The organism is Sphingopyxis sp. (assembly GCF_035944815.1).
Lineage (GTDB): Bacteria > Pseudomonadota > Alphaproteobacteria > Sphingomonadales > Sphingomonadaceae > Sphingopyxis.
Genome location: NZ_DASZAU010000007.1, coordinates 15925 through 38321 on the forward strand (window position 1 = coordinate 15925; position 22397 = coordinate 38321).

General features: G+C 66.8%; 19 protein-coding genes. 10 read left to right on the top strand and 9 right to left on the bottom strand.

Translation table 11 applies throughout. The features are described 5' to 3' along the window. Positions 1 to 14 precede the first annotated feature (14 nt). On the bottom strand, positions 15 to 581 hold the full coding sequence (locus VGU00_RS09850; RefSeq protein WP_327467984.1) for a F0F1 ATP synthase subunit delta: 567 nt from the start codon (positions 579 to 581) through the stop codon (positions 15 to 17). A gap of 200 nt (positions 582 to 781) precedes the next feature. On the opposite strand from VGU00_RS09850, the gene VGU00_RS09855 reads away from it, so the two are divergent. The 4 genes from VGU00_RS09855 to VGU00_RS09870 are packed head-to-tail and all read left to right on the top strand — an operon-like array spanning position 782 to position 3388. Next, positions 782 to 1459: a dienelactone hydrolase family protein gene (locus VGU00_RS09855; protein ID WP_327467986.1), complete on the top strand. Its 678-nt coding sequence runs from the start codon at positions 782 to 784 to the stop codon at positions 1457 to 1459. Continuing rightward, positions 1456 to 1989 (top strand): AAA family ATPase, encoded by a 534-nt coding sequence (locus VGU00_RS09860; protein WP_327467988.1) that lies wholly within the window; start codon positions 1456 to 1458, stop codon positions 1987 to 1989. Before VGU00_RS09855 ends, VGU00_RS09860 begins: the two co-directional genes overlap by 4 nt. After that, positions 1986 to 2774 carry an alpha/beta hydrolase gene (locus VGU00_RS09865; RefSeq protein ID WP_327467990.1) on the top strand — a complete coding sequence of 263 codons (789 nt, stop codon included), beginning with the start codon at positions 1986 to 1988 and terminating at the stop codon, positions 2772 to 2774. Before VGU00_RS09860 ends, VGU00_RS09865 begins: the two co-directional genes overlap by 4 nt. Before the next feature lie 56 nt (positions 2775 to 2830). Further along, positions 2831 to 3388, top strand: a complete 558-nt coding sequence (locus VGU00_RS09870) for a hypothetical protein (RefSeq protein WP_327467992.1) — start codon at positions 2831 to 2833, stop codon at positions 3386 to 3388. Here the strand turns inward: VGU00_RS09870 and VGU00_RS09875 are convergent. Together VGU00_RS09875 and VGU00_RS09880 are read right to left on the bottom strand one after the other, a co-directional pair. Then, positions 3366 to 4919: a serine protease gene (locus tag VGU00_RS09875; RefSeq protein ID WP_327467994.1), complete on the bottom strand. Its 1554-nt coding sequence runs from the start codon at positions 4917 to 4919 to the stop codon at positions 3366 to 3368. The two genes, VGU00_RS09870 and VGU00_RS09875, sit on opposite strands and share 23 nt — an antisense overlap. A 41-nt stretch (positions 4920 to 4960) precedes the next feature. Then, positions 4961 to 5782 carry a DUF2306 domain-containing protein gene (locus tag VGU00_RS09880; protein ID WP_327467996.1) on the bottom strand — a complete coding sequence of 274 codons (822 nt, stop codon included), beginning with the start codon at positions 5780 to 5782 and terminating at the stop codon, positions 4961 to 4963. 177 nt (positions 5783 to 5959) lie between these two features. Here VGU00_RS09880 and VGU00_RS09885 point away from each other — a divergent pair, with 177 nt between their 5' ends. From VGU00_RS09885 to VGU00_RS09900, 4 genes are read left to right on the top strand one after another with little or no spacing between them, the layout of a single operon-like run. Then, positions 5960 to 6424: a DUF1203 domain-containing protein gene (locus VGU00_RS09885; protein ID WP_327467998.1), complete on the top strand. Its 465-nt coding sequence runs from the start codon at positions 5960 to 5962 to the stop codon at positions 6422 to 6424. A 2-nt stretch (positions 6425 to 6426) separates the two neighbouring features. Continuing rightward, complete coding sequence (ada, locus tag VGU00_RS09890; protein ID WP_327468000.1) at positions 6427 to 7488, top strand: bifunctional DNA-binding transcriptional regulator/O6-methylguanine-DNA methyltransferase Ada; 1062 nt, start codon at positions 6427 to 6429, stop codon at positions 7486 to 7488. A gap of 12 nt (positions 7489 to 7500) precedes the next feature. Further along, positions 7501 to 7932, top strand: a complete 432-nt coding sequence (locus tag VGU00_RS09895; RefSeq protein ID WP_327468002.1) for a nuclear transport factor 2 family protein — start codon at positions 7501 to 7503, stop codon at positions 7930 to 7932. 40 nt (positions 7933 to 7972) lie between these two features. Next, on the top strand, positions 7973 to 8731 hold the full coding sequence (locus tag VGU00_RS09900; RefSeq protein ID WP_327468004.1) for an isocitrate lyase/phosphoenolpyruvate mutase family protein: 759 nt from the start codon (positions 7973 to 7975) through the stop codon (positions 8729 to 8731). 47 nt (positions 8732 to 8778) lie between these two features. Here VGU00_RS09900 and VGU00_RS09905 read toward each other — a convergent pair whose 3' ends face one another. The 4 genes from VGU00_RS09905 to VGU00_RS09920 form a co-directional block, all read right to left on the bottom strand. Next, on the bottom strand, positions 8779 to 10338 hold the full coding sequence (locus VGU00_RS09905) for a tetratricopeptide repeat protein (protein ID WP_327468006.1): 1560 nt from the start codon (positions 10336 to 10338) through the stop codon (positions 8779 to 8781). 70 nt (positions 10339 to 10408) lie between these two features. Beyond that, positions 10409 to 12577 (bottom strand): primosomal protein N', encoded by a 2169-nt coding sequence (locus VGU00_RS09910; RefSeq protein ID WP_327468008.1) that lies wholly within the window; start codon positions 12575 to 12577, stop codon positions 10409 to 10411. A 148-nt stretch (positions 12578 to 12725) separates the two neighbouring features. Then, the gene (locus VGU00_RS09915) at positions 12726 to 13811 is read right to left on the bottom strand and encodes a PepSY-associated TM helix domain-containing protein (protein ID WP_327468253.1); all 1086 of its coding nucleotides are present in this window, start codon (positions 13809 to 13811) and stop codon (positions 12726 to 12728) included. A 20-nt stretch (positions 13812 to 13831) separates the two neighbouring features. Next, complete coding sequence (locus tag VGU00_RS09920; RefSeq protein WP_327468010.1) at positions 13832 to 15976, bottom strand: TonB-dependent receptor; 2145 nt, start codon at positions 15974 to 15976, stop codon at positions 13832 to 13834. 270 nt (positions 15977 to 16246) lie between these two features. Between VGU00_RS09920 and VGU00_RS09925 the strand changes: the two genes are divergently transcribed. After that, entirely contained in the window at positions 16247 to 18553 is a 2307-nt protein-coding gene (locus VGU00_RS09925; protein WP_327468012.1) for a patatin-like protein, read from the top strand. Between the two features lie 57 nt (positions 18554 to 18610). Here the strand turns inward: VGU00_RS09925 and dnaJ are convergent, their stop codons facing one another. Beyond that, positions 18611 to 19744 (bottom strand): molecular chaperone DnaJ, encoded by a 1134-nt coding sequence (gene dnaJ, locus VGU00_RS09930; RefSeq protein WP_327468014.1) that lies wholly within the window; start codon positions 19742 to 19744, stop codon positions 18611 to 18613. Positions 19745 to 19805: 61 nt separating this feature from the next. After that, positions 19806 to 21716, bottom strand: a complete 1911-nt coding sequence (gene dnaK, locus VGU00_RS09935; protein WP_327468015.1) for a molecular chaperone DnaK — start codon at positions 21714 to 21716, stop codon at positions 19806 to 19808. A 155-nt stretch (positions 21717 to 21871) separates the two neighbouring features. Here dnaK and VGU00_RS09940 point away from each other — a divergent pair, with 155 nt between their 5' ends. Beyond that, entirely contained in the window at positions 21872 to 22396 is a 525-nt protein-coding gene (locus tag VGU00_RS09940; RefSeq protein WP_327468017.1) for a copper chaperone PCu(A)C, read from the top strand. Position 22397: the final 1 nt, after the last annotated feature.

A 22397-nucleotide genomic window follows, 5' to 3' on the forward strand; every position in this document is an offset into this window, starting at 1 on the left:
TGGCGTACGGGCGTTCAGCCCTTCATCGCCTGGGCGAAACTGTTAAGACGGGTACGGATGCTGCCGTCGATCAGCTGGCTGCCCAGCTGGACGACGAGGCCGCCGAGAATGGCGGGGTCGACGGTCGTCGCGACGGTGACGTCGCGGCCGACACGGGATTTGAGGTTCGCGGTCAGCGCCTTCACCTGTTCGGTGGTGAGCGGGTGCGCGCTGGTGACCTTCGCGGTCACTTCGCCGCGGTGGTCGGCGACGATCGCGGCAAAGGCGTCGATCATGCCGGGCAGGTCGGCGAGGCGGCGGTTCTCGGCGAGCACGCCGAGGAACTTGGCGGTCAGCGAATCGAGCTTGAGCGACTTGGCGACCGCGCCGATGGCGTTCGCGGCGTCGGCGCGGCTGACGACCGGGCTGGCGATCAGATTCGCGAGGTCGGCCGAATCGGCGATACCGGTCTTCAGCGTCGCGAGGCTCTTTGCCACCGCGTCGATCGCGTTCGATTCGCGGGCCAGATCGAACAGCGCGCTGGCATAGCGGCCCGCGAGGCCCGCCGTGATGTTGCCCTGAATGCCGCCGGAATTCTCCACGCGCGAAAGTCCTTTTCTACGATCCCGAGGGGGATGGCTGCGCGGATTTTCCCGGCATCCGGAAATGCCCCCCGCTGCAAAGTCGGGGCGCGCGTAGCAACGATTTTGCTGCAATGCAAGGTTGTGCCGCGATTGCTTTTGGCCCCTTGCGCGATAGGGACGATGGAAGCGAAAAATATGACCGCAAGGAAGGGCGAGCGATGGGCGAGATGATCCGGATGACGATGGACGATGGCGCCGAGGTCGCCGTCTATCATGTGCAGCCGACAAGTGAACGGCGCGGCGGTCTCGTGCTCATCCAGGAAATCTTCGGCGTCACCGACCATATCCGCGAGCTTTGCGACGAATATGCCGCCGACGGCTATGAAGTGCTGGCGCCCGCGCTGTTCGATCGCGAGCATCCGGGGTTCGAGAGCGACTATTCGGGGCCGCAGTTCGAACGCGCGGTACAGCTGGCGCGCGAGCTGCACCCGTTCGAGCAGAGCCTGAAGGATGCACAGACGTGCATCGACGCCCTGAAAGCGAAGGGGCCGGTTTTCATTACCGGCTATTGCTATGGCGGATCGGTTGCCTGGCGGATGGCGCAGATCAGCCCCGACCTCGCCGCGGCGTCGGCCTATTACGGCGGCCTCGTTCCGACGCAATTCGCCGATCAGGCGCCGGGATGCGCCACGATCGCGCATTTCGGTCGTTATGACGCGGGCATCCCGATGGAGGGCGTCGAGGCGCTGATCGCGAAGGATCATCCGACCGCGCAGATCTTCGTCTATGACGCGAACCACGGCTTCAACAGCGACCGCCGCAAGGATTATCATGAGGCGTCGAGCGAGCTGGCGCGCGAGCGGACGCTGATGCTGTTCAAGGCGTGCGGGGGATGAGGCTCGTCTTCATCCACGGGCCCGCGGCGTCGGGCAAGCTGACCGTCGCGCGCGAACTGGCGGCGCTCACGGGCTTGCCGCTGTTCCACAATCACCTCGTCGTCGACGCGCTGCTCGCGGTGTTTCCGTTCGGCAGTCCGGCCTTCGTCGAGCTTCGCGAGGCGATGTGGATCGACGTGTTCCGCGCTGCGGCCGAGGAAGGGAGTTCGCTGATCTTCACATTCCACCCTGAGGCGAGCGTCGCGCCCGACTTCCCCGAACGCGTCGTCGCGCTAGTCGAGGCGGCAGGCGGGCGCGTCGATTTCGTCGCGCTGACCTGCGCGCCCGAAGTGGTCGCCGCGCGGGTCGAGGCGGCATCGCGGCAGGCGAGCGGCAAATTGTCGTCGCTCGCGCTGCTGAGCGAACTCGAAGCGAAGGGCGCTTTCGCCTATCCGCCGATCGCGGCGGCGGTCGAGGTCGATACGGGTGCGGTCGAGCCCGCCGAAGCGGCGATCCATATCCGCGACGCGCTGGAGCTGCGCCGGGGATGAAGGTCGCGATCAACCTGCTGCTCTTCCTGCTAGTGCCACTGCTCGTCGCGGCGGCGCTGCTTTACACGCAGCAGCGGCGCATCCTGTTTCCCGCGCCCTCCGATTATCCGCGCGCGGCGCCGGCGGGTTTCCGGATCGTCCACACGCAGACCGACGACGGCCTGCGGCTCACGGCCTTTTATCGGCCGGCGGCGGCGGGCAAGAAGACGATTCTCTTCTTTCACGGCAATGGCGACAATATGGCTGGCGCGATCGAGGCGACGCGCGGGCCTGCGGCGGCGGGGCACGGGCTGATGCTCGTCGAATATCGCGGCTATGGCGGCAACCCAGGATCGCCGGGCGAAGCGGCGCTCTATCGCGACGGCGAGGCGGCGATGCGCTGGCTTGCGGGCGCCGGGGTCGATCCGCGCCATATCGTCGTCGTCGGCAATTCGATCGGGTCGGGACCCGCGACCGAAATCGCGGTGCGGCACCGCGTCGCGGCGCTGATTCTCGTATCGGGCTTCTCCGACCTGCCGTCGGTGGTGCAGGGCCAGGTACCTCTCGTCCCGCGCTGGCTGGTGCGCGACCGCTTCGACAATGCGGTGAAGCTGGCGCGGGTCGCGGCGCCGATCTTCCTGCTTCACGGCGAGGGCGACACGCTGGTCAGGCCCGACAATCTCGAGCGGTTGCGCCGCGCGGCGCCCGATGCGACCGCACGCCTCGTCGCCGGCGCGGGGCACGAGCTGGCCTATACCGCGCCGGCGCAGGCGATATTGACGCAGTGGGTCGACGGTCTGCCCTGACCGGCTAACGCGATGTCAACCTCTCGGGGCGACCATGGCGGACGAGGAGAGCCGCCATGTCCATGCTTGCTGCGCTGTTGCTGCTTTCGGGGCCGAATTTCGATATCGACCCGGCGTATAGGCCCGTCGGCGATCCGCTGGCTGAGGCGCGCGCGGGCCGGATCCAGTGCCACGACCCCGACGTCGCCGCGCACACCTGCCGCATCATGACCTGGTTCAGCGAAGGCGCGGGGGACAAGGTGCAGGTGCGCCAGCTGACCGCGCTCAGCGACAGCCCCGCACTCGCCGCCGAGCTTCGCATGGCCGTAACGCGCGAGGGTGCCGGGCTCTGCGGGGTGGTGGATGACGCCTATATGGCGGGCTTCCGCATCGTTGGCAGCCGCGCGCCCTATGCACCGATCACCGACAAGCGTTATGCAATCCTCTATCGCGATGCGCTCGTGTCGGCATTGTGGAACCGCAAGACCTGTTCCTATGGCTATGCGAAGCCCGGCGATCCGCTGCAGCTCGAGGTGGGAACGGTCGACGGCCAGTTCGCGGGCGAGATGATGAGCAATTATATCTGGATCGGCGCCGGCGCGGGATACCGGCTCAAGGCGCGGCTGCAGGTTTGATCGCCGCGCCCGACGCGGGCTGGCAGCGATAGACGAGCCGTTCGTTCGGGCTGGCGGGCAATGCGCTGCGGATCGCGTCCTGCTGCGCCGCGAGCCCCGCAAGCTCGTCGGGATTGGCGGTGCAGCTCTTGAGCGTGATCGCCGCGCGCGTCTCGCGCGCCTTCGTCATCGTTTCGGCATCGAGCAGATAGCGGTCGACGCGATAATCGCGTCCGGATGCATCGATCGACGCGACGGTGACGGTCGCTTCTTCGTTGGGGACAAGAATGCGCTGCCAGCGGTCGTCGGCGCCCCTCGTATATTGGGTGCGGCCGTTGACGCAGCCGCCCTTGCCGATGCTGATCGGGACGTCGGTCGTCGCCGACACGGTGATGCGGCTGCGGTCGGGGCGGATCGTGCAGAGGAAACTTCCCTGTGCGAGCGTCGGTGCCGCTGCGGTCGTCGCCTTGGCGGCTTCGTCGGCGATTTCGGCGTGCGCGTCGGGGCGCGTCGCGAACAGGATCGCGGCGCCGATCACCAGCACCGCGCCGGCACCGCCTGCGATCTTCGCGTTGCGCAGATTCTTCTGGTTGTAGAACATCAGGCCGGCGCCCGCGGCGAGCGCGCCGATCACGAACAGCACGCCCGCGAGCGCTATGCGATTCTCGCGCGAGGCGAGCGCGTCTTCCTCGGCGCGTGCCTGCTTGAGTTCGCGGTCGAGCCGCGCAGCGGCTTCCTTCGCGGCATTCGCCTGTTCGCTCGCGCGCGCTTCGGCGTCCATCGCCGCGCGGTCGCGCGCATCGGCTTCGGCCATCGACAGGCACGGGGTGCCGACGCTGGCATATTCCTGCCCCGCGTCCGTCAGGAAGCGCGTCAACTCGCGCCCGGCAATCGCGAAGGCAAAAGGCGAATCGCCGTCGTCGGCGCGCGTGATCGCAGTGTTGATCCCGGCGATGCGCCCGCACTGGTCGACCAGCGGGCCGCCCGAATTGCCGCGCGATATCTTCGCCGTGTGGATCAGCATCGCGACCCCGTCGACCGCCTGCATGTTCGACATATTGCCTTCGCTGCGCGTCGGCGTGCGCGGGGTGATATAGTCATTGGCGCTGCGCGCGGTCGCAAGGTCGACGTTGCCCGGATAGCCGAGCGCGACGACATCGGCGCCCGAATCGAGCGGGCCGGTATAGACGGCGGCGGCGGGCAGGCGCCCCTCGGTAATCTCGACCAGCGCCAGGTCGCGCGCGGTATCGATCGCGATCAGCTTGCCGGCGTAGCTCTTCTGCCCTTCGGACGGGACGACGCCGAGCGCGACATTGCCCGGATATTTGGCGGCCGATTCGACGACATGCGCGTTGGTGACGATCCGCGTCGGCGAAATGGCGATGCCGCTGCCATGGCCGAAGCCGACGACCTCGCCATCGACCATCGCGACGGTGACGACGCGCACGACGCTGCGCGACGCGGCGCTGATATCGTCGGCGGCGCGGGCGGGGACCGTCGAGACAAGGGCGAAGGTGAGGAGGGCGAGCAGCAGCGCAAGGAGGCGGGTCATGCCGCGCACACTAGCCAGCCGCGAAGCGAAGGCAAGCGCAGCTAGATGTAGGGGCCCCACATCACCATCCACGCGCCCGCGCTGCCGGCGAGGATGACGAGCCCGCTCACGCCGAGCAGCGCCGCGGTCACCCGCCGCGCCAGCGGGGTCCCGCGCGCCCCGGCGCGGAGATAGAGTTCGGCGATCGCGAGCGGCAGCAGCGAGTTGGCGAAGGCGAGGAAGAGGTCGAACGGGCCGTCCATCGCCTTGCCGATCCCCGCGCCGCCGGTCGCGAGCCCCCACGCCATATAGCCGACGCGCATGAACCACACTGCGCTGGCGACCGCGAACAGCCGGATCGCCCAGCGGCGATGGTCGGCGAACTGTCCATGGCGCGCCGCTTGCCAGGCGAGCGCGGCGAAGCCGGTGATCAGCAACGCGTCGAGCGTGATACCGATCGCGCCGACATAGTTGAGCCAGGTTCCCCGGCCCCACGTCATCCATAGTCCGCCGAGCGCGAGCGCCGCCGCGCATATCATATACAGCCGCCCGTTCCAGCGATGGAGCAAGGGCCTGCGGTTCCGGATCGCGGGGACGAGCTGGACGAGCCCGCCGAAGGTGATGACCGCCGCGAGCAGGACATGCACGGCGAAGAAGAGATTGCCCGCGGTGTCGCCCGCAACGAAGCCCTTGATGATCGGCTTTTCATTCCACGCGGCAAAATCGCCGGTCAGCGTCGGGGGGTAATAATAGAGCAGGATGAAGGCGACGAAGAGCAATTGGCCAGCAGCGATGGCGAGATAGCAGAAGGTCGCGCTGCGCCCGAGCCAGTCGATACGGCGCGCGGGCCGTGCATGTGCTGTCGATCGGTCGATGGTGGCCATGGCGGGTTCCCCGATTTGTACCGGGAGACTGCGCCTTCTGCCTTGGTGAGTCAATGATATAATACAGTAACACACTAAGCCAGAATATCGGGGCCGAATGTTTGAACGCAAGCATCGGGACGCGGCACGAAGCGCGCGGTGGCATTGAAGGTTCGACAACCGGGAAAGGATGTTCCGATGACCTATTCGATCCAGGGGCTGAGCCCCGAACGCTTTGCGCCGCTCTTTGCGCTCGACGACGCCGAACTCGCCGCGAACAATGCGCGCCGTGTGACTGCAACCGCCGACCGCGGCTTTCCGTGCCGCATCAGCCTCGAGGATGCGAAAGCCGGCGAGGAACTGATCCTGCTCCATCACACCAGCCACGACGTCGAAACGCCGTACCGCAGCGCCTATGCGATCTATGTACGACCGAGGGTCGAGGCGGCGAGCTACCGCGACGAATTGCCGCCGGTGTTCGAGGGACGCCCGCTCGCGCTGCGCGCCTTCGATGCGGGCGGGATGCTGCGGACCGCGCGGCTCGCGGGGCCGGGCGAGGCCGATGGCGCGATCCGCGACCTGTTCGCCGACGACACCATTTCCTATATCGATGCCCACAACGCCGCGTACGGCTGCTTCGCCGCGCGGATCGAGAGGAATTGACCATGGACTTCACGGCCATGACCGACGACGAGCGTTGGGAAGCGGTGCAGGCGCGTGACAAGGCGCAGGACGGCCGTTTCGTCACCGGGGTGCTGACCACCGGCATCTATTGCCGGCCGAGCTGCGCCGCGCGCCATCCCTTGCGCCACAATGTCCGCTTCTTCGCCGACGGCGCTGCGGCGCGGGCGACGGGGCTGCGCCCCTGCAAGCGCTGCCTGCCCGACGATGTCGCGCGCGACGACAGCGCGGTGATCAAGGCAATCGCCGCGATCAAGCGAAGCGAGGAGCCGCTCGCGCTCGCCGACCTTGCCGCGCACGCCGGCTATTCGCCGACGCATTTCCAGCGCGTCTTCACACGCCACACCGGCCTGTCGCCCGCCGCCTATGCCCGCGCCTTGCGCGACGAACGCGCGCGGCGGGCGCTGAGCGAGGGCGGCCGGGTGACCGATGCGATCTACGACGCGGGCTTTTCGGGACCGTCGCGTTTTTATGAGAATATGGAAGGGCGCATGGGGATGACGGCGTCGGCCTGGGTGAACGGCGGCAAGGACACCGAGATCCACTGGGCGGTCGTGTCGACCAGCCTCGGCGACATGCTTGTCGCGGCGACCGGGAAGGGCGTGTGCCGCCTGTCGTTCGATGAAGGGCGCGAGGCATTGGAGGAGCGCTTTCCGGCGGCGACGCTGGTCGAGGGGGGCGAGGAATTCGCGGCCTTGCTCAAACAGGTCGTCGACGCGGTCGAGGCGCCGGTGAACGGGTTCGACCATATCCCGATCGACGTGAAGGGGACGGCCTTTCAGGAAGCCGTGTGGCGCGAGCTGCGCAAGATCCCTGCGGGCGAGACGCGCAGCTATGCCGATATCGCCGCCGCGGTGGGCAAGCCGAAGGCGGTACGCGCGGCGGGGAGCGCGAACGGCGCGAACAATGTCGCGGTGCTGATCCCGTGCCACCGTGTCGTGCGCAGCGACGGCTCGCTTGGCGGCTATGCCTATGGCTTGCCGATCAAGGACGAGCTGCTCCGCCGCGAAGGCGTGCCGGGGCAAGCCGCGCTCGACGAATTTTGAAGCGAGTCTCCCATGGATAGCAAACAGGCCGCGCTCGGGGTGTGGCAGGCTTTCGCGACGCGCGACGCTGACCGCATTCGCGCCGTACTGACCGACGACGCCGAATGGCGCGCACCGCCGGGCAATGCGACCACGCTTGCGCTGGGGGCGACGCACCATATGATCGGCGCCGATGCGATCGTGCGCTTCATCCTCGACGATTATCCGCGGCTTTTTTGCAACGGGATGCGGATCGAACCGATCTCGTTGATCGCCGAGGACAATCGCGTCGTATTCGAACAGCGCCAGATCGCGAAGCTTGTGGGTGGGCGCAACTACGCGCTCGACTATGTCTTCATTTTTGAAATGCAGGGCTCGCGCGTTCGGCGTATTCGCGAATATATGGACACCCGAAGCGGCCATGAACAGGTTTTCGGCGGGGCACCGGCGACCGCGATCGTCTGAACCATCTATCCATCGACCTTGATCCCGAAGGAGTTTTTGCATGACCGATCAGATTGACCGTTTCCGCGCGTTGCACGTTCCCGGCGATCCGCTGATCCTCGTCAATATCTGGGATGCGGGGAGCGCGAAGGCGGTCGCGGGCGCGGGCGCGAAAGCGATCGCGACGGGCAGCTTCGGCGTCGCCGGCGCGCAGGGGCGCGCCGATGGCGAGGACTTCCCGCTCGAGGATGTGTTCGAAAATCTCGATCGCATCCTGTCGGTCACCGACCTGCCGGTCACGATCGACATGGAATCGGGTTATGGTGCCGATGCGGCGGCGGTCGGCGTGTCGGTCGCGCGGGCGAAAGCGGCCGGGGCGGCGGGCATCAATATGGAAGACCGCTTGCCCGGCGCGACCGAGCTGCTCGCCGTCGCCGAGGCGGTGCAGCGCTATCGTGCCGCCGCCGACACCGGCATTTTCGTCAATGCGCGCTGCGACACCTTTCGCGGCGCCGATGCGGCGAAGGACGGCGATGCGCTCGTCGCCGCGACGCTCGAACGCGCCCGCGCCTATGCCGATGCGGGGGCGGGATCGCTCTTCGTGCCCTTCCTGCTCGATCCGAAATGCATCGGCGCGATCTGCGAAGGCTCGCCGCTGCCGGTCAATATCCTGCGCGGCAAGGGCGGCCCGACGCACAGCGAACTCGCGGGGCTCGGCGTCGCGCGGATCAGCCACGGGCACCAGCCCTGGGCCGCCGCCATGGCCTGGCTCGCGGCGCAGGCGGCGCAGGTGATGGGCGGCACCGAACCCGATTATTGAAAAGGCCGGAGGTGCGATGATCGGAGGTTTCCGATCATCGCGCGCCGTCAGGCCGTGTCGTCCGCATCGGCTTCGTCCGCCGTCTCGCTGGCGCCGCGTTTCGCCCGCGCGTCGCGCATCGACTCCAGCTGTTTGAGCATCGCTTCGCCGCGGCCATTGTCGTGCGGGTCGAAGGCGACGGACTTTGCGAGCGCCAGCGCCGCATCGAAGTCGCCGCGATTGGCGAGCGCGAACGCATAGGCAACCCGGACTTCGATATTTTCGGGTGCGATCTCGAATGCGCGTTCGAGTGCCTTCAGCGCCGGTTCGCTCGGCCGCTTCCCTTCGTCGAGGAAGCTGCGAAAATAGGCATAGAGCGGCACCGGGTCGAGCGGATCGACCCGGTTGGCGCGCTGGATCGGCTTGCGGGCCTCCTGCCAGACTCGCGGATCATCCTCGCCCTTCGCATCGAGTTCGTGAAGCAGCAGGCGCCCGAGCAGGACATTGGCGCGGACATGGTCGGGCTTCGCGGCGAGCGTCTTGTCGAGTGCCGCCCGTACCGCGGCAAGGCTGCGGACATCGTCGTCCATATCCCATTCGGCAGCGGCATATTCATATTGGGCTTCGGCGTTCGCGGGGTCGGCGGCGACCAGCTTTTGCAGCGCGTCGCGCGCCTTCGTCGTCCGTTCGGCGCTGCCGCGCGCGTTGAGCCGCTCCAGCCGCGCTTCGATCACCGCATCCTCGTCGGCGGCGACCGGCTGGATCACGATGTTGGTCGCAACCGGAATCGGTGCGCGCGTCAGGCTGTAGGACAGTTTGCCGCTGATATAGCGGTCGAGGTCCTTGTCGAGCTGTGCGAGATCGCCGAACGCCTGCGTCGCGGCCTGCTTCGGGTCGGTCCCCGCGTTGATCGCCGCGACATAGGCGCCGATCTGGCCGCTGCGCGCTTCGCTCTGGTACAGCATGTGCGTCAATATCCACGCCCGCCCGTAATAGACGTCGGTCTGTCCGCGGTTGCGCATCTCGCGCGGCTGTTCGAGCAGCAGCTTCTCGGCCGGGATCTTGGGCATGCGCAGCAGGCCGTAAGCGCGGCTGTAAAGGAGCTTGCCGAGTTCGGCGCGCCCTTCCTTGTTGAAATCGACGGTCGAATGATATTCGGCGAACCCTTCGATGAACCAGGCCGGAAAGGCGGCGCGCAGATGCCGCTTCATGAAGTGGTGCGTATATTCGTGGAAAAGGACCTGCTGCGACATCGGCGTCCCGAGCGCCGGATCGACCGCCCCCCGCTCGCGGTGCGACAGTGCGAAACTGCCGTCGCGGTCGTGGCGGTAGAAGCCCGCGATCGACGCGCCACGCGAACCCGCCGCGAGTTCGGCCACATCCGCCGGCGTCGGCAGCAGATAGATGGGCAGGCGATTATCCTCGCCCTGATAGGCGGTCTTGAAAATGAAGCGCAGCGTCGAATCGAAACGCTGCAGATTGGCGGCGAATTCGCGCAGCGGCTTTTCGCCGCCTTCGCTGTAAATGATGAAGCTGTCGGTTTCGGCGCGGAGCCATTTCGCCTCGGCCGGCGATGCCGACAGCAACAGGGCGAACCCGGCCAGCATGCCCGCTTGGTTTCTCGACATTCACGGCCTCCCCCCGGCTGTATCCGTCGATGCTGCCAGCGTGCCCGCGGTCTGTAAAGCCCTCTATCGGCTAGACAAAGCTGTAGGGATCGATGTCGATCGCCAGCCGCGCCTTCGACGGCCAGTCGACGCTGTTCACCCATTCGCGGATCGTCCCCTGCAGGTCGAAGCTGCGCGGGGCATGAAGGAGGAGGCGAAAGCGGTGACGCCCGCGCAGCATCGCGAGCGGCGCAGGGGCAGGGCCATAGACCGCGAGGCCTTCGGCGACGGGGGCCTTCGCCCCCAAGCGCTGCGCCTGCCCGCGCGCGACCTCGATATCCTCCGACGAGATGACGAGCGCGGCGAAGCGGCCATAGGGCGGCGCGCCGGCAAATTTCCGCGCCGCGGCCTCGGCGGAATAAAAGCCGTCGCGGTCGTTGGCGACGAGCGCGGCCATCACCGGCGCCTCGGGCACGCGTGTCTGGATGAGCACTTCGCCGGGCTTGACCCCGCGCCCCGCGCGCCCCGCGACCTGCGCGATCTGCTGGAAGGTGCGCTCGGATGCACGCAGGTCGCCGCCGTCGAGCCCGAGGTCGGCGTCGACCACGCCGACGAGGGTGAGGTTCGGGAAATGATAACCCTTGGTGACGAGCTGCGTGCCGATGATGATGTCGACCAGCCCGCCCTCGACATTGTCGACGAACTCGGCGGCCTTGGCGGGCGACCACAAGGTATCCGATGTGACGATGGCGACGCGCGCCTCGGGAAAACGCAGCGCGACCTCGTCGGCGACGCGCTCGACCCCGGGGCCGCAGGCGACGAGGCTGTCCTCGTCCTCGCATTCGGGGCAGAGGCGCGGCGGCGGCATGACATGGCCGCAATGGTGGCAGGCGAGGCGGTGGACGAGGCGGTGCTCGACCATCCATGCGGTGCAGTTCGGGCACTGGATGCGGTGCCCGCAGGTGCGGCAGAGCGTCAGCGGTGCGAAACCGCGGCGGTTGAGGAACAGCAGGCTCTGCTCGCCCTTTTGGAGCCGGTCGGCGAGCGCGTCGACGAGCGGCGGCGCGAGCCAGCGGCCGCGGTCGGGCGGATCCTGCCGCATGTCGATCGCCGTGAGATCGGGTAGCGTCGCGCCGCCGAAGCGCGCGGGGAGCCGGATGTGGCGATAGCGTCCGGCCTCGACCATCGCGAGGCTTTCGAGCGCGGGGGTCGCGCTCGCGAGGATCACTGGCAGCCCCTCGAAATGCCCGCGCATCACCGCGACGTCGCGCGCGTGATAATGGACGCCGTCCTCCTGCTTGAAGCTCGTCTCGTGCGCCTCGTCGACGACGATCACGCCCAGATTGCCATAGGGCAGGAACAGCGCCGAACGCGCGCCGATGACGATCTTCGCCTCGCCCGCGGCGATGCTGTGCCAGGCGCGGCGGCGTTCGGTCGAGCGCAGCCCGCTGTGCCAGGCGACCGGCTCGCAGCCGAAGCGCGCGGCGAAGCGCGTCAGCATCGGTTCGGTGAGCGCGATTTCGGGAAGCAGGACGAGCGCCTGCCGGCCCGCGTCGATCGCGGCGGCGATCGCCTCCATATAGACTTCGGTCTTGCCCGATCCGGTGACGCCGTCGAGCAGCAAGGTCTCGAACTTGCCCGCTGCGACCGCGCCGCGAAGCTGCCCGGCGGCGGCGGTCTGTTCGTCCGACAGGTCGGGCGGGGCAAAACCGCTGTCGGGCTCGGGGTAGGGCTGGTCGGCCGATACGCTCACCGCTTCGAGCGCGCCGGTCTGGACGAGCCCGCGGATCACCGCCTCGCTGACTTCGGCCATAGCGGCGAGTTCGCGCACGATCCCTTGTCGCTCGCCGATCTTTTCGAGCGCGACGGTGCGCTGCGGCGTCATCCGCGCCGGCAGGGCGCCGGTGGCGCGATATTCGACGATCGGGCGCCGCGCGTCGGCAAAAGCGACGCCGGGGAGCACCATGCGCAGGACGGAACCCGGCGGCGCCAGATAATAATCGCTCGTCCATTCGACGAGTTTGCGCAAGGGGGCGGGCACCGGCGGCACCGGCACGACCTCGAACAGGTTGCGCAGCCGATTGTCGCCGACGGGCTCGGGCGCGCCGAAGCTCGCGTCTTCCCACACCACACCGCCCATCCGCCGCGGCCCCAGCGGCACGACGACGACGCTGCCCAGCGGGGCTTCGCTGCCATAAGGCACGCGATAGTCGAGCGGGCCGAGGGCGGCGGTCAAAAGAAGGACGCGGGCGCGGGTCATGGGCTGGGCAGGATATAGGGCTGCCGGTAAAATAGGAAAGCGCGGGGGAGCAGCGCGCTCCATTCTTTCGTCATGCCGGACTTGATCCGGCATCCATTCCGGCGCCCGCGGTATGGACCCCGGATCAAGTCCGGGGTGACGAAGGTGGTCAGGTGGAAGCGAGCGCGGCCTTCTTGGCCGGACGCTTTGCGGGCTTCGGCCGCTTGAACCAGAAGGTCCACACGGCGAGGCTGCCGAGCATCGTCATCGCAAGGCCCGAGATCGTCAGCAGGATGCGCCATGCCCAGCCGCCGACCTTCGACGCGTGGATCGGGAAGGCCATGTTGAACGCCTGCGCACCGGGGGCGAGTTTCAGCGCGTCGCGCGCGCCGAGCAACTCGCCCGTCGCGGCGTCGAACGCCAGCGTCGAGCGGCCGTTGGGCAGCCATTCGGCGGGCTGTTTCATGCGCAGACTGATCGGGTCGCCGGGCTTGCGCGGCAGGCTGAGGATGCGGAATTCGGCGTCGGGAAAACGGCGGCGCGCCTCGGTCAGCATCGCGGTATAGTCGGGTTTGCCCGCCAGCAGGCCGCCCTTGTATTTCGGCGGATCGAGCGCCTTTGCGGTCTCGGCAACCGGACCGAAGGGAGCGACGACACCCAGCGCGAACGGGCGGAAGATCATCATCGTGCCGGTGACGATCGAGATCAGCAGCAAGGGGGCGACGACGATGCCGAGGTCGCGGTGGTGCATGACGATCGACGGGCGGCTCATCCGCTTCGGCCACAGGCGGAGCTGGAAGGTCTTGCGGGTACGCCACCACAGGATCGCGCCGCTGATCACGAAGAAGAGACCGCACAGCCCCGCGATGCCGATCACCCATTCGCCGCTGTCGCCGGTGAACAGATGGTGGTGGAAATCGAAGATCCAGAGCTCGGGCCGCTCCCACTGGCTCGCCCAGCGCGCGACGATCTCGCCCGACTGGTTCGCATAGCCGCCGGCATCCTTGCCGAAGCGCAGCTGGTGTAGCCCGAAACGTTCGTCGGCATAGATGATGCCTTGCGCGCCGGGCGTTGCCATCAGCCGCTCGGTGGTCGCGGCGACCGTTGCAAGGTCGCCGCGCAGCGGATCGCCGGTCCCCGGAAATCCGATCCACAGATAGTCATAGAGCAGGATCGTGCCCGACAGCCCGAGCAGCGCGAGCACGAGGCCGATGAGGCCGCCGGTCCAGCGGTGGAGGGTGTCGAGCAATTTCATCATGTCGGAAGCACCGGATCCTAGAAGCGATAGTCCCAACCAAGCGTGAACGTCCGTCCGCGTCCGGTAAAGAAGCGGGCATTGTCGGTCGCCGCCACGGTCGAGCGGATCGTCTGGCTGTTGTAGGTGACATAGTCGACATCGAACAGGTTGGAAGCCGCCAGCGTGATCCCGCCGAGGCGCGGCAGCTCATAGCGCAGAACCGCATCGGTCAGTGTGTAGCCCGAAAAGGCGGTATTGGCCGGCGCACCGTCGAATCGGCGGTCGAGATAGAGGCCCGCCTGCACGCGCGCGGATACCGGTCCGCTGTTGTAGCTGGCCCAGAGGTTGACGCGGTCGGGCGAAATATTCGCGCCGTCGAGGTCGATATCGACCTTGTCGTCCTTGTTGCTGTCGGTGCGGCCGGACAGATGGGCATAGCCGGTGCCAAGCTTCAGCCCGTCCACTGGAAGCTCGACCGCAAGATTGATTTCGAAACCCTGGATTTCGATGCGCTGGCGCTGGACGTCGTAGACGCCCCCGCTGTTCAGAACCAACAGGCCGCCGTCTTTCGACGTCGACCAGAAATAGGACGCGCTGGCATCCAGCGGTCCGCGCTTGATCTCGATGCCGATCTCGCGGTTGTTGGAAATGACGGGGGTGACGTTGACATCCTCGATGCGGAAATTCGGCTGGGTCGCGCCGTTGACCGCCCGCAAGATGCGGCCGACGTCGGCAATCGAATAGCCTTCGGCATAGCTGGCGTAGGCCCGGATGCCCTGCACAGGCTCGACGATCACGCCGCCGTTGATCAGCAGATCGTCGAAATTGCGCGTGCCCCCGCTGACGCGGGCCGAATTATAGGAGGCCAGTGTCACATAATCGTCGACCTTGAGCTGGCCATTCTCCCAGCGCGCGCCGCCCGCTACGCGTACCGCGCCGTCGAACAGTTTGAGATTGGCCTGGCCGAACGGGGCGAGCGTGCGGAAGGTCGTGGGCGGGACCCAATAACGTCCCGTCGCGAGCAAACCCTGTTGGGTCTTGTCCCACATCGAGTCGAACCCGAGCGTGACATTGAGTGCTTCGAAAAACTGCCGTTCATAGCTGACGCGTGCGCCGAGCTTGCGCGAGCGGTTCGCCGACTGGTCGAACAGGGTGCCGACGGGTGCGATGCTGGCGTCCTGGAAGGTCGCGCTCACATCGCCGCCGAAGATATCGCGCGACCGGTTGAAAAAGGCCTGGAAGATCAGGTTTCCGCCGCCAAGATCGGTATCGGTCAGCGTCAGATTGACCGTTTCGACGCGGTTGGAGGCAGCTTCGCCCTCAATGTCGCCGCGCTTCGAGCTGGTGGGAAGACCCGTCGCCCGGTTGCCCGCGACCTGGATCCAGTCGCCATTGCCCTCGAGGTTGAAACGCGTGGCGAACAGTTCGATGCGGGCGGTCGATGACAGGTCATAGCCGAGGCGCGCAAAGAAGCTCAGGCTCTTGCTGTCCTGCACATCGCCCTGCGTGTTGTCGATGCCGACGCGGCGGCCCGCGCCGTCATAATAGAGGCCGCGCGTTTCATAGGCGACGCCGCCGGTCACATCGAACGCGCCCTGGCGATAGGCGAGCAATCCGCCGACCTTGCCGCCGAAGCTGTTGCTTTCGAAATTGCCCGTCGATCCCTGTAGCAGCACGCGGCCGGAGAGGCCGTCTTCGCGCGGCGCCTTGATCACCACCTGATTGACCACGCCGCCGGTCGCGCCGATCCCCTGCAAGGCGTTCGACCCATAGATCAGCTCGACGCGATCGAGGAAAAAGGGATCGATCGTATAACCGTCGCGCGATCCGTCGCGGATCGGCGTCGACTGCGGAATGCCGTTGATCGCGTAGAGCGGCGAGCGCCCGCGCAGCGTTTCGCCCGAGCCCGAGAGTTTCTGGCGCGTCGGCGAAAAGCTGGGCGTCAGGTTGGCGACCGCATCGATGACCGAGCCCGAGACCGCGACCTGTTGATCCAGACTCTCCTGCGAAATGACGTCGATCGTCAGCGGCAGTGCGTTCGGCGGCAGCGTCGTGCGCGCGGCGGTGACGATGATCGCGCCTTCGCCTTCGGCGTCATCGGCGACGGGCGCGGTGTCTTGCGCAAAGGCGGGCGAGGAAAGCACCGTGCACGCGAGCGCGGCGAGGACAAATTTGCGATTCATTCGGAGAGCTCCCTTTTCGGAAGCGGCCGCTAGTGCGAACCATTCGCAAAAGCAAGGGGTTTCGGCTGTGCGCGGTAGGTTGGGACTGGAATCTGCCCTATCCATCGTCGTCACCCCGGACTTGATCCGGGGGCCACGACTTCAGCGCCGCGATGGATCCCGGATCAAGTCCGGGATGACGAATATTGGGAGTGGGAGCTCACCACCCCAAAGCCGACACCTCCGCGCAAAGGGTGACGCCGCCCCCCGATCCGCGCTATCAGGCTGGCCATGCGGGAAAAGGAACTGCGCTTCGCCCTGATTTGCTACGGCGGCATCAGCCTCGCCGTCTATATGCACGGCATCACCAAGGAGATCTGGCGGCTCGCCGCGGCGTCGCGCGCCTTTCACGATGGCGCGGGGATCGCGGGGTCGGGCGGCGTCTATCGCGACCTGCTCGCGGCGATCGCGACCCATGGCGGCGTCAAGCTCCGCGTCCTGCCCGACATCGTCGCGGGCGCGAGCGCGGGCGGGATCAACGGCATCTTCCTCGCGCGCGCGCTCGCGACGGGCAAGTCGCTCGACCCGCTGACCGAACTCTGGCTGAAGGACGCCGACGTCGACAGCCTGCTCGACCCCGACGCGCGGCCGCTGTCGGCGATGACCAAATTCTGGGCGGTCCCGATCGCCGGCTGGGCGATGAAGCGGCGCGGCAACGCCATCGACCGCACCGTCGGCGAGGGCGCGCAGGACGAGGTGCGCGCCAAGCTGTCGCGCTTCGTGCGTGCGCGCTGGTTCGAACCGCCCTTCGGGGGCGAGACCTTCTCGAACCTGTTGCTCGATGCCTTCGACGCGATGGACGCGGCGCCGCAGGGACCGCCGCTGGTGCCCGCCGAACAGCCGGTCGACCTGATCGTCTCGGTCACCGATTTCGCCGGGCACAAGGAGCAGCTGACGCTCAACAGCCCGCCGCGCGTGACCGAGCAGGAACATCGGCTGATGATGCATTTCCGGCAGAATGGCCGCGCCGGCAAACGGCTCGACGATATGCCGGGGCTGGTCGCCGCGGCGCGCGCGACCGCGAGCTTTCCGGGCGCTTTCCCGCCTTTTACCCTCCGCGAGCTCGACCGGGCGCTCGAAAAGCGCGGGGTCGCATGGCCGGGGCGCGACGCCTTCATCCGCGCGCAGTTGCCGCGCGTGCCCGAGAGCGATCCCGCCGACCGCGTGCTCATCGACGGCGCGGTTCTGGCGAATGCGCCCTTCCGTCCGGCGATCGCCGCGCTCAAGCAGCGCCCGGCGCGGCGCGAGATCGACCGTCGCTTCATCTATATCGATCCGAAGCCCGACTATAAGGCGATCAGCGTCGGCAAGCCCGGCGAGGCGACCGAACAGGGCCAGCTTCCGGGCTTCCTGCCGACGATCCTCGGCTCGCTGTCGGCGATCCCGCGCGAACAGCCGATCCGCGAGAATATCGAAATGATCGAGGGTATGTCGCGCCGCATCCGCCGCATGCAGCACATCATCGACGCGATGAAGGTCGAGGTCGAAGAGCAGGTGGCGGCGCTGTTCGGCACGACCTTCTTCCTCGACACGCCGACCCCGGCGCGGCTCGCGAAATGGCGTGCGAAGGCGCAGGATCAGGCGGCGGCGCGCGCGGGTTTCGCCTTCGCGCCCTATGGCCATCTCAAGCTGTCGGCGGTGATCGACGAGCTCGCGAACATCGTCGACCGCCTCGTCCCGCCCGAAGGGCCGGTGCATGTGATCAACCGCCGCATCGCGATGTGGACCGAGGCGCGCGCGCGCGGGCTCGACCGGATTTCGGGCAAGAAAGGCGCGGGCGCGAGCAGCGAGGCGATCGAATTTTTCCGCACCCACGACCTCGGCTTTCGCATTCGCCGCCTGCGCTTTCTGGCGCGCGAACTCGACGCGTCGGTCGAGGCGACGCGCGAGAAGCGCGACCCGGTGTGCGAAGAGATGCGCGAGACGATCTTCGCCGCGCTCGGCCAGTATCTCGAGCGCGAGGGTGATGCCTGGCTCGCCGACCTCGACGTGCCCGCCGATACCGAGCCCGGCCAGTGGATCGATGCGATCGCGGCGCGGCGCGACCTCGTCGCGCTCGATGCCGAAACCGACGAGGTGATCGCGGCGGCGCTCGCCAGGCTGCCGAAGGACGATCGGCGGACGATGCTCTTCGCCTATTTGGGCTATCCCTTTTACGACATCGCGACCTTGCCGCTGCTGCAGGGCGAGGGGTTCGACGAATTCGACCCGATCAAGATCGACCGCATCTCGCCGTCGGACGCGACCGCGATCCGCACCGGCGGCGCGGCGGCGATGCTGAAGGGGGTCGAATTCAACAGCTTTGGCGCCTTTTTCAGCCGCGCCTACCGCGAGAATGACTATCTCTGGGGCCGCCTCCACGGCGCCGACCGGCTGATCGACATCGTCGCGAGCAGCGTCAATGGCGACGGCGCGGTGCCCGCGGACGAATTGAAGGCGATCAAGCGCCGCGCCTTCCACGCGATCCTCGATGAGGAGGAGGATCGGCTGCCGAAGGTGAAGGCGCTGATCGACGAATTGCGCGGCGAGATCGGATAGCCAAATTTGTCATCCCCGCTTTTGCAGGAATGACGAAGATAGGGTGGATCCGACCGATCAATCCGTCAGATCGTCCCACATTTCCTTGATACGGCCGAAAAAGCCCTGGCTTGCCGGGCATTCCTCGCCGGTCTCGGTCTCGCGGAACTCGCAGAGCAGTTCCTTCTGGCGCGCGGTGAGCTTCGTCGGCGTCTCGACGTCGATCTGGATGACGAGGTCGCCGTGGCCGCGGCCGTTCAGGACCGGCATGCCCGCGCCGCGCTGGCGGAGCTGCTTGCCCGACTGGATGCCCGCAGGGATCGAAATGTCGTGCTTCTTGCCGTCGAGCCCCGGGATACTGATCTCGCCGCCCAAGGCCGCGGTGGTGAAGCTGATCGGCGCGCGTGTGAAGAGCGTCGTGCCCTCGCGCTCGAACACCTTGTGCCGCGCCATATGGAGGAAGATGTAGAGGTCGCCGGGCGCCGCGCCGCGTGCGCCGCTCTCGCCCTCGCCCGACAGGCGGATGCGCGTGCCCTCGTCGACCCCCGCGGGGATGTTGACGGTGAGCGTCTTGCGCCGGTCGACGCGGCCTTCGCCGTGGCAGGCGTTGCACGGGTCGGCGATGACCTCGCCCGCGCCCTGACAGGTCGGGCAGGTGCGCTCGACCATGAAGAAGCCCTGCTGCGCGCGCACCTTGCCATGCCCGGCGCAGGTGGTGCAGCGGTTGGTCTGCGTGCCCGGCTTCGCGCCCGACCCGTCGCACGTGTCGCAGCGCGCCGCGACGTCGACCTGGATTTCGCGCGTCACGCCGGCAAAGGCGTCCTCGAGCCTGATTTCCATGTCGTAGCGCAGGTCCGCCCCGCGCGCGGGGCCGCGCTGCTGGCGCCCGCCACCGCCGAACGCCGATCCGAAGATCGATTCGAAAATATCGCCGATGTCGCCGAAATCGGCGCCATTGCCGCCGCCGAAACCGCCCGCGCCGCCATTGACCCCCGCCTTGCCGAAACGGTCATAGGCCGCCCGCTTCTGCGGGTCCTTCAGGCAGTCATAGGCTTCGCTGATCGCCTTGAAACGCGCTTCGCTGTCGTCGCACCCCGGATTCTTGTCGGGGTGATATTTCATCGCGAGCTTGCGGTAGCTCGCCTTCAGCGTGGCGTCGTCGGCGCTGCGCTCGACTTCGAGCAGTTCGTAATAATCGATGTCGAGCGACATAATCCAAAGGCCCCCTCAACTCCGCCGCGCCCCGAAGGACCCGGCGGAGAGAGTTTCATTCTTACTTCTTGTCGTCTTCGACTTCCGAGAATTCGGCGTCGACGACATCTTCGTCGGCCTTCGCCGTACCGGCATCGTCGTCGGCGCCGGGGGATGCGGCCGACTGCTGCTCCTTCTCGTAGATCGCCTGACCCAGCTTCATCGCAACCTGCGCGAGCGCTTGGGCTTTTTCGGTCATCGCGGCGGGATCGCCGCCTTCGACCGCGGTCTTGGCTTCGGCGACCGCGGCTTCGATTTCGGACTTCAGCCCCGCGTCGACCTTGTCGCCATGCTCGCGGAGCTGGCTTTCGGTCGAGTGGATCAGGCTTTCGGCGTTGTTCTTCGCCTCGGCCGCCTCGCGGCGCGTCTTGTCCTCTTCGGCGAACTGCTCGGCGTCCTTGACCATCTGGTCGATGTCCGCGTCGCTGAGCCCGCCCGAGGCCTGGATCTTGATCTGCTGTTCCTTGCCGGTGCCCTTGTCCTTGGCGTGGACCGACACGATGCCGTTGGCGTCGATGTCGAAGGTCACCTCGATCTGGGGCACGCCGCGCGGTGCCGGCGGGATGCCGACGAGGTCGAACTGGCCGAGGATCTTGTTGTCCTGCGCCATTTCGCGTTCGCCCTGGAACACGCGGATCGTCACCGCCGACTGGTTGTCGTCGGCGGTCGAATAGACCTGCGACTTCTTGGTCGGGATCGTCGTGTTGCGGTCGATCATCTTGGTCATGATGCCGCCCAGCGTCTCGATGCCGAGGCTCAGCGGAGTCACGTCGAGCAGCAGCACGTCCTTGACGTCGCCCTGCAGCACGCCCGCCTGGATCGCGGCGCCGATCGCGACGACTTCATCGGGGTTCACGCCGGTGTGCGGTTCCTTGCCGAAGAAATCCTTCACGACTTCGCGGACGCGCGGCATGCGCGTCATGCCGCCGACGAGCACGACTTCGTCGATCTCGCTCGCCGAAATACCGGCGTCCTTGATCGCCTTCTTGCACGGTTCGAGCGTGCGCTTGACGAGATCTTCGACCAGCTTTTCGAGGTCCGAACGCGTGATCGTCTTCACAAGGTGCTTCGGCCCGTTGGCGTCGGCGGTGATGAAGGGCAGGTTGACCTCGGTCGTCGCGGCCGACGACAGTTCGATCTTCGCCTTTTCGGCGGCTTCCTTCAGGCGCTGGAGCGCGAGCTTGTCACCGCGCAGGTCGATGCCTTCGTCCTTCTTGAAACCGTCGGCCAGATATTCGACGATCTTGCTGTCGAAATCCTCACCGCCGAGGAAGGTGTCGCCGTTGGTCGACTTCACTTCGAAGACGCCGTCGCCGACTTCGAGGATCGAGATGTCGAACGTACCGCCGCCAAGGTCATAGACGGCGATCGTCTTGTTCTCGGTCTTGTCGAGACCATAGGCGAGCGCGGCCGCGGTCGGCTCGTTGATGATACGCAGCACTTCGAGGCCCGCGATCTTGCCGGCGTCCTTGGTCGCCTGGCGCTGCGCGTCGTTGAAGTAAGCGGGAACGGTGATGACCGCCTGCTCGACCTTCTCGCCCAGATAGGCTTCGGCGGTTTCCTTCATCTTCTGCAGGATGAACGCGCTGATCTGCGACGGCGAATAATCTTCGCCGCCCGCCTTGACCCACGCGTCGCCGTTCGAGCCCTTGGCGATGGTATAGGGGACGAGCTCCATGTCCTTCTTGGTCATGGGATCGTCGAAGCGGCGGCCGATCAGGCGCTTCACCGCAAAAATCGTGTTTTCGGGGTTGGTGACGGCCTGGCGCTTCGCCGGCTGGCCGATCAGGCGCTCGCCGTCCTTGGCAAAGGCGACGATCGACGGGGTCGTGCGCGTGCCTTCGACATTTTCGATAACCTTGGGTTTCCCGCCTTCCATCACCGCGACACAGCTGTTCGTGGTGCCGAGGTCGATCCCGATCACTTTGGCCATTGATAATACGTCCTTGTTGCTTCCTTGGCGCCCTGAAAAGGCACGCCGTCCATGGGTTTGATGGGGGCGATATAGGTGCGCTTTGCCTTGGCACAAGGGCTTTCACGGCTTATCGGGGAAGCGAAAATATCGCGCTTTTACGGAGTCCTCCCAAAATGAAACCCTTCGCCCTTGCCGCTTTTGCCGCCGCCACGCTCAGCCTGACCGGCTGCGGCGAAAATCTGGGCGCCGGAAAGCCGCTCAATGTCGTCAGCGGCCATATCGTGATGGGCGCGACCCCCGACCGTCCGGCGGTGGGCTATTTCCGCGTGCAGGGCGGGCCGCAGCCGGTCGAGCTCGTCGCGGTGACTGCCGATCTCGCGCAGCGCGTCGAGATGCACGAGAGCGTCAAGGAAAACGGCATGATGACGATGAAGCCGCTGCTGCGCGCCGAGGTGCCCGCCAAGGGCGAACTGGTGTTCAAGCAGGGCGGCAAGCATCTGATGATCTGGGGCATCAACGGCGCCGCGGTGCGCGCGGGCAAGCTGCCGATGGCGTTCGTCTTCACCAACAACAATAACGAACGCATCCTCTTCGACATGGTGATCAAGCAGCCCGAGGCCACGGCGACGATCCAGATGGATCATGGCGCGATGGACCATGGCGCCGAAAAGGCGGCGCCGGACGCAGCCAAGAAATAAG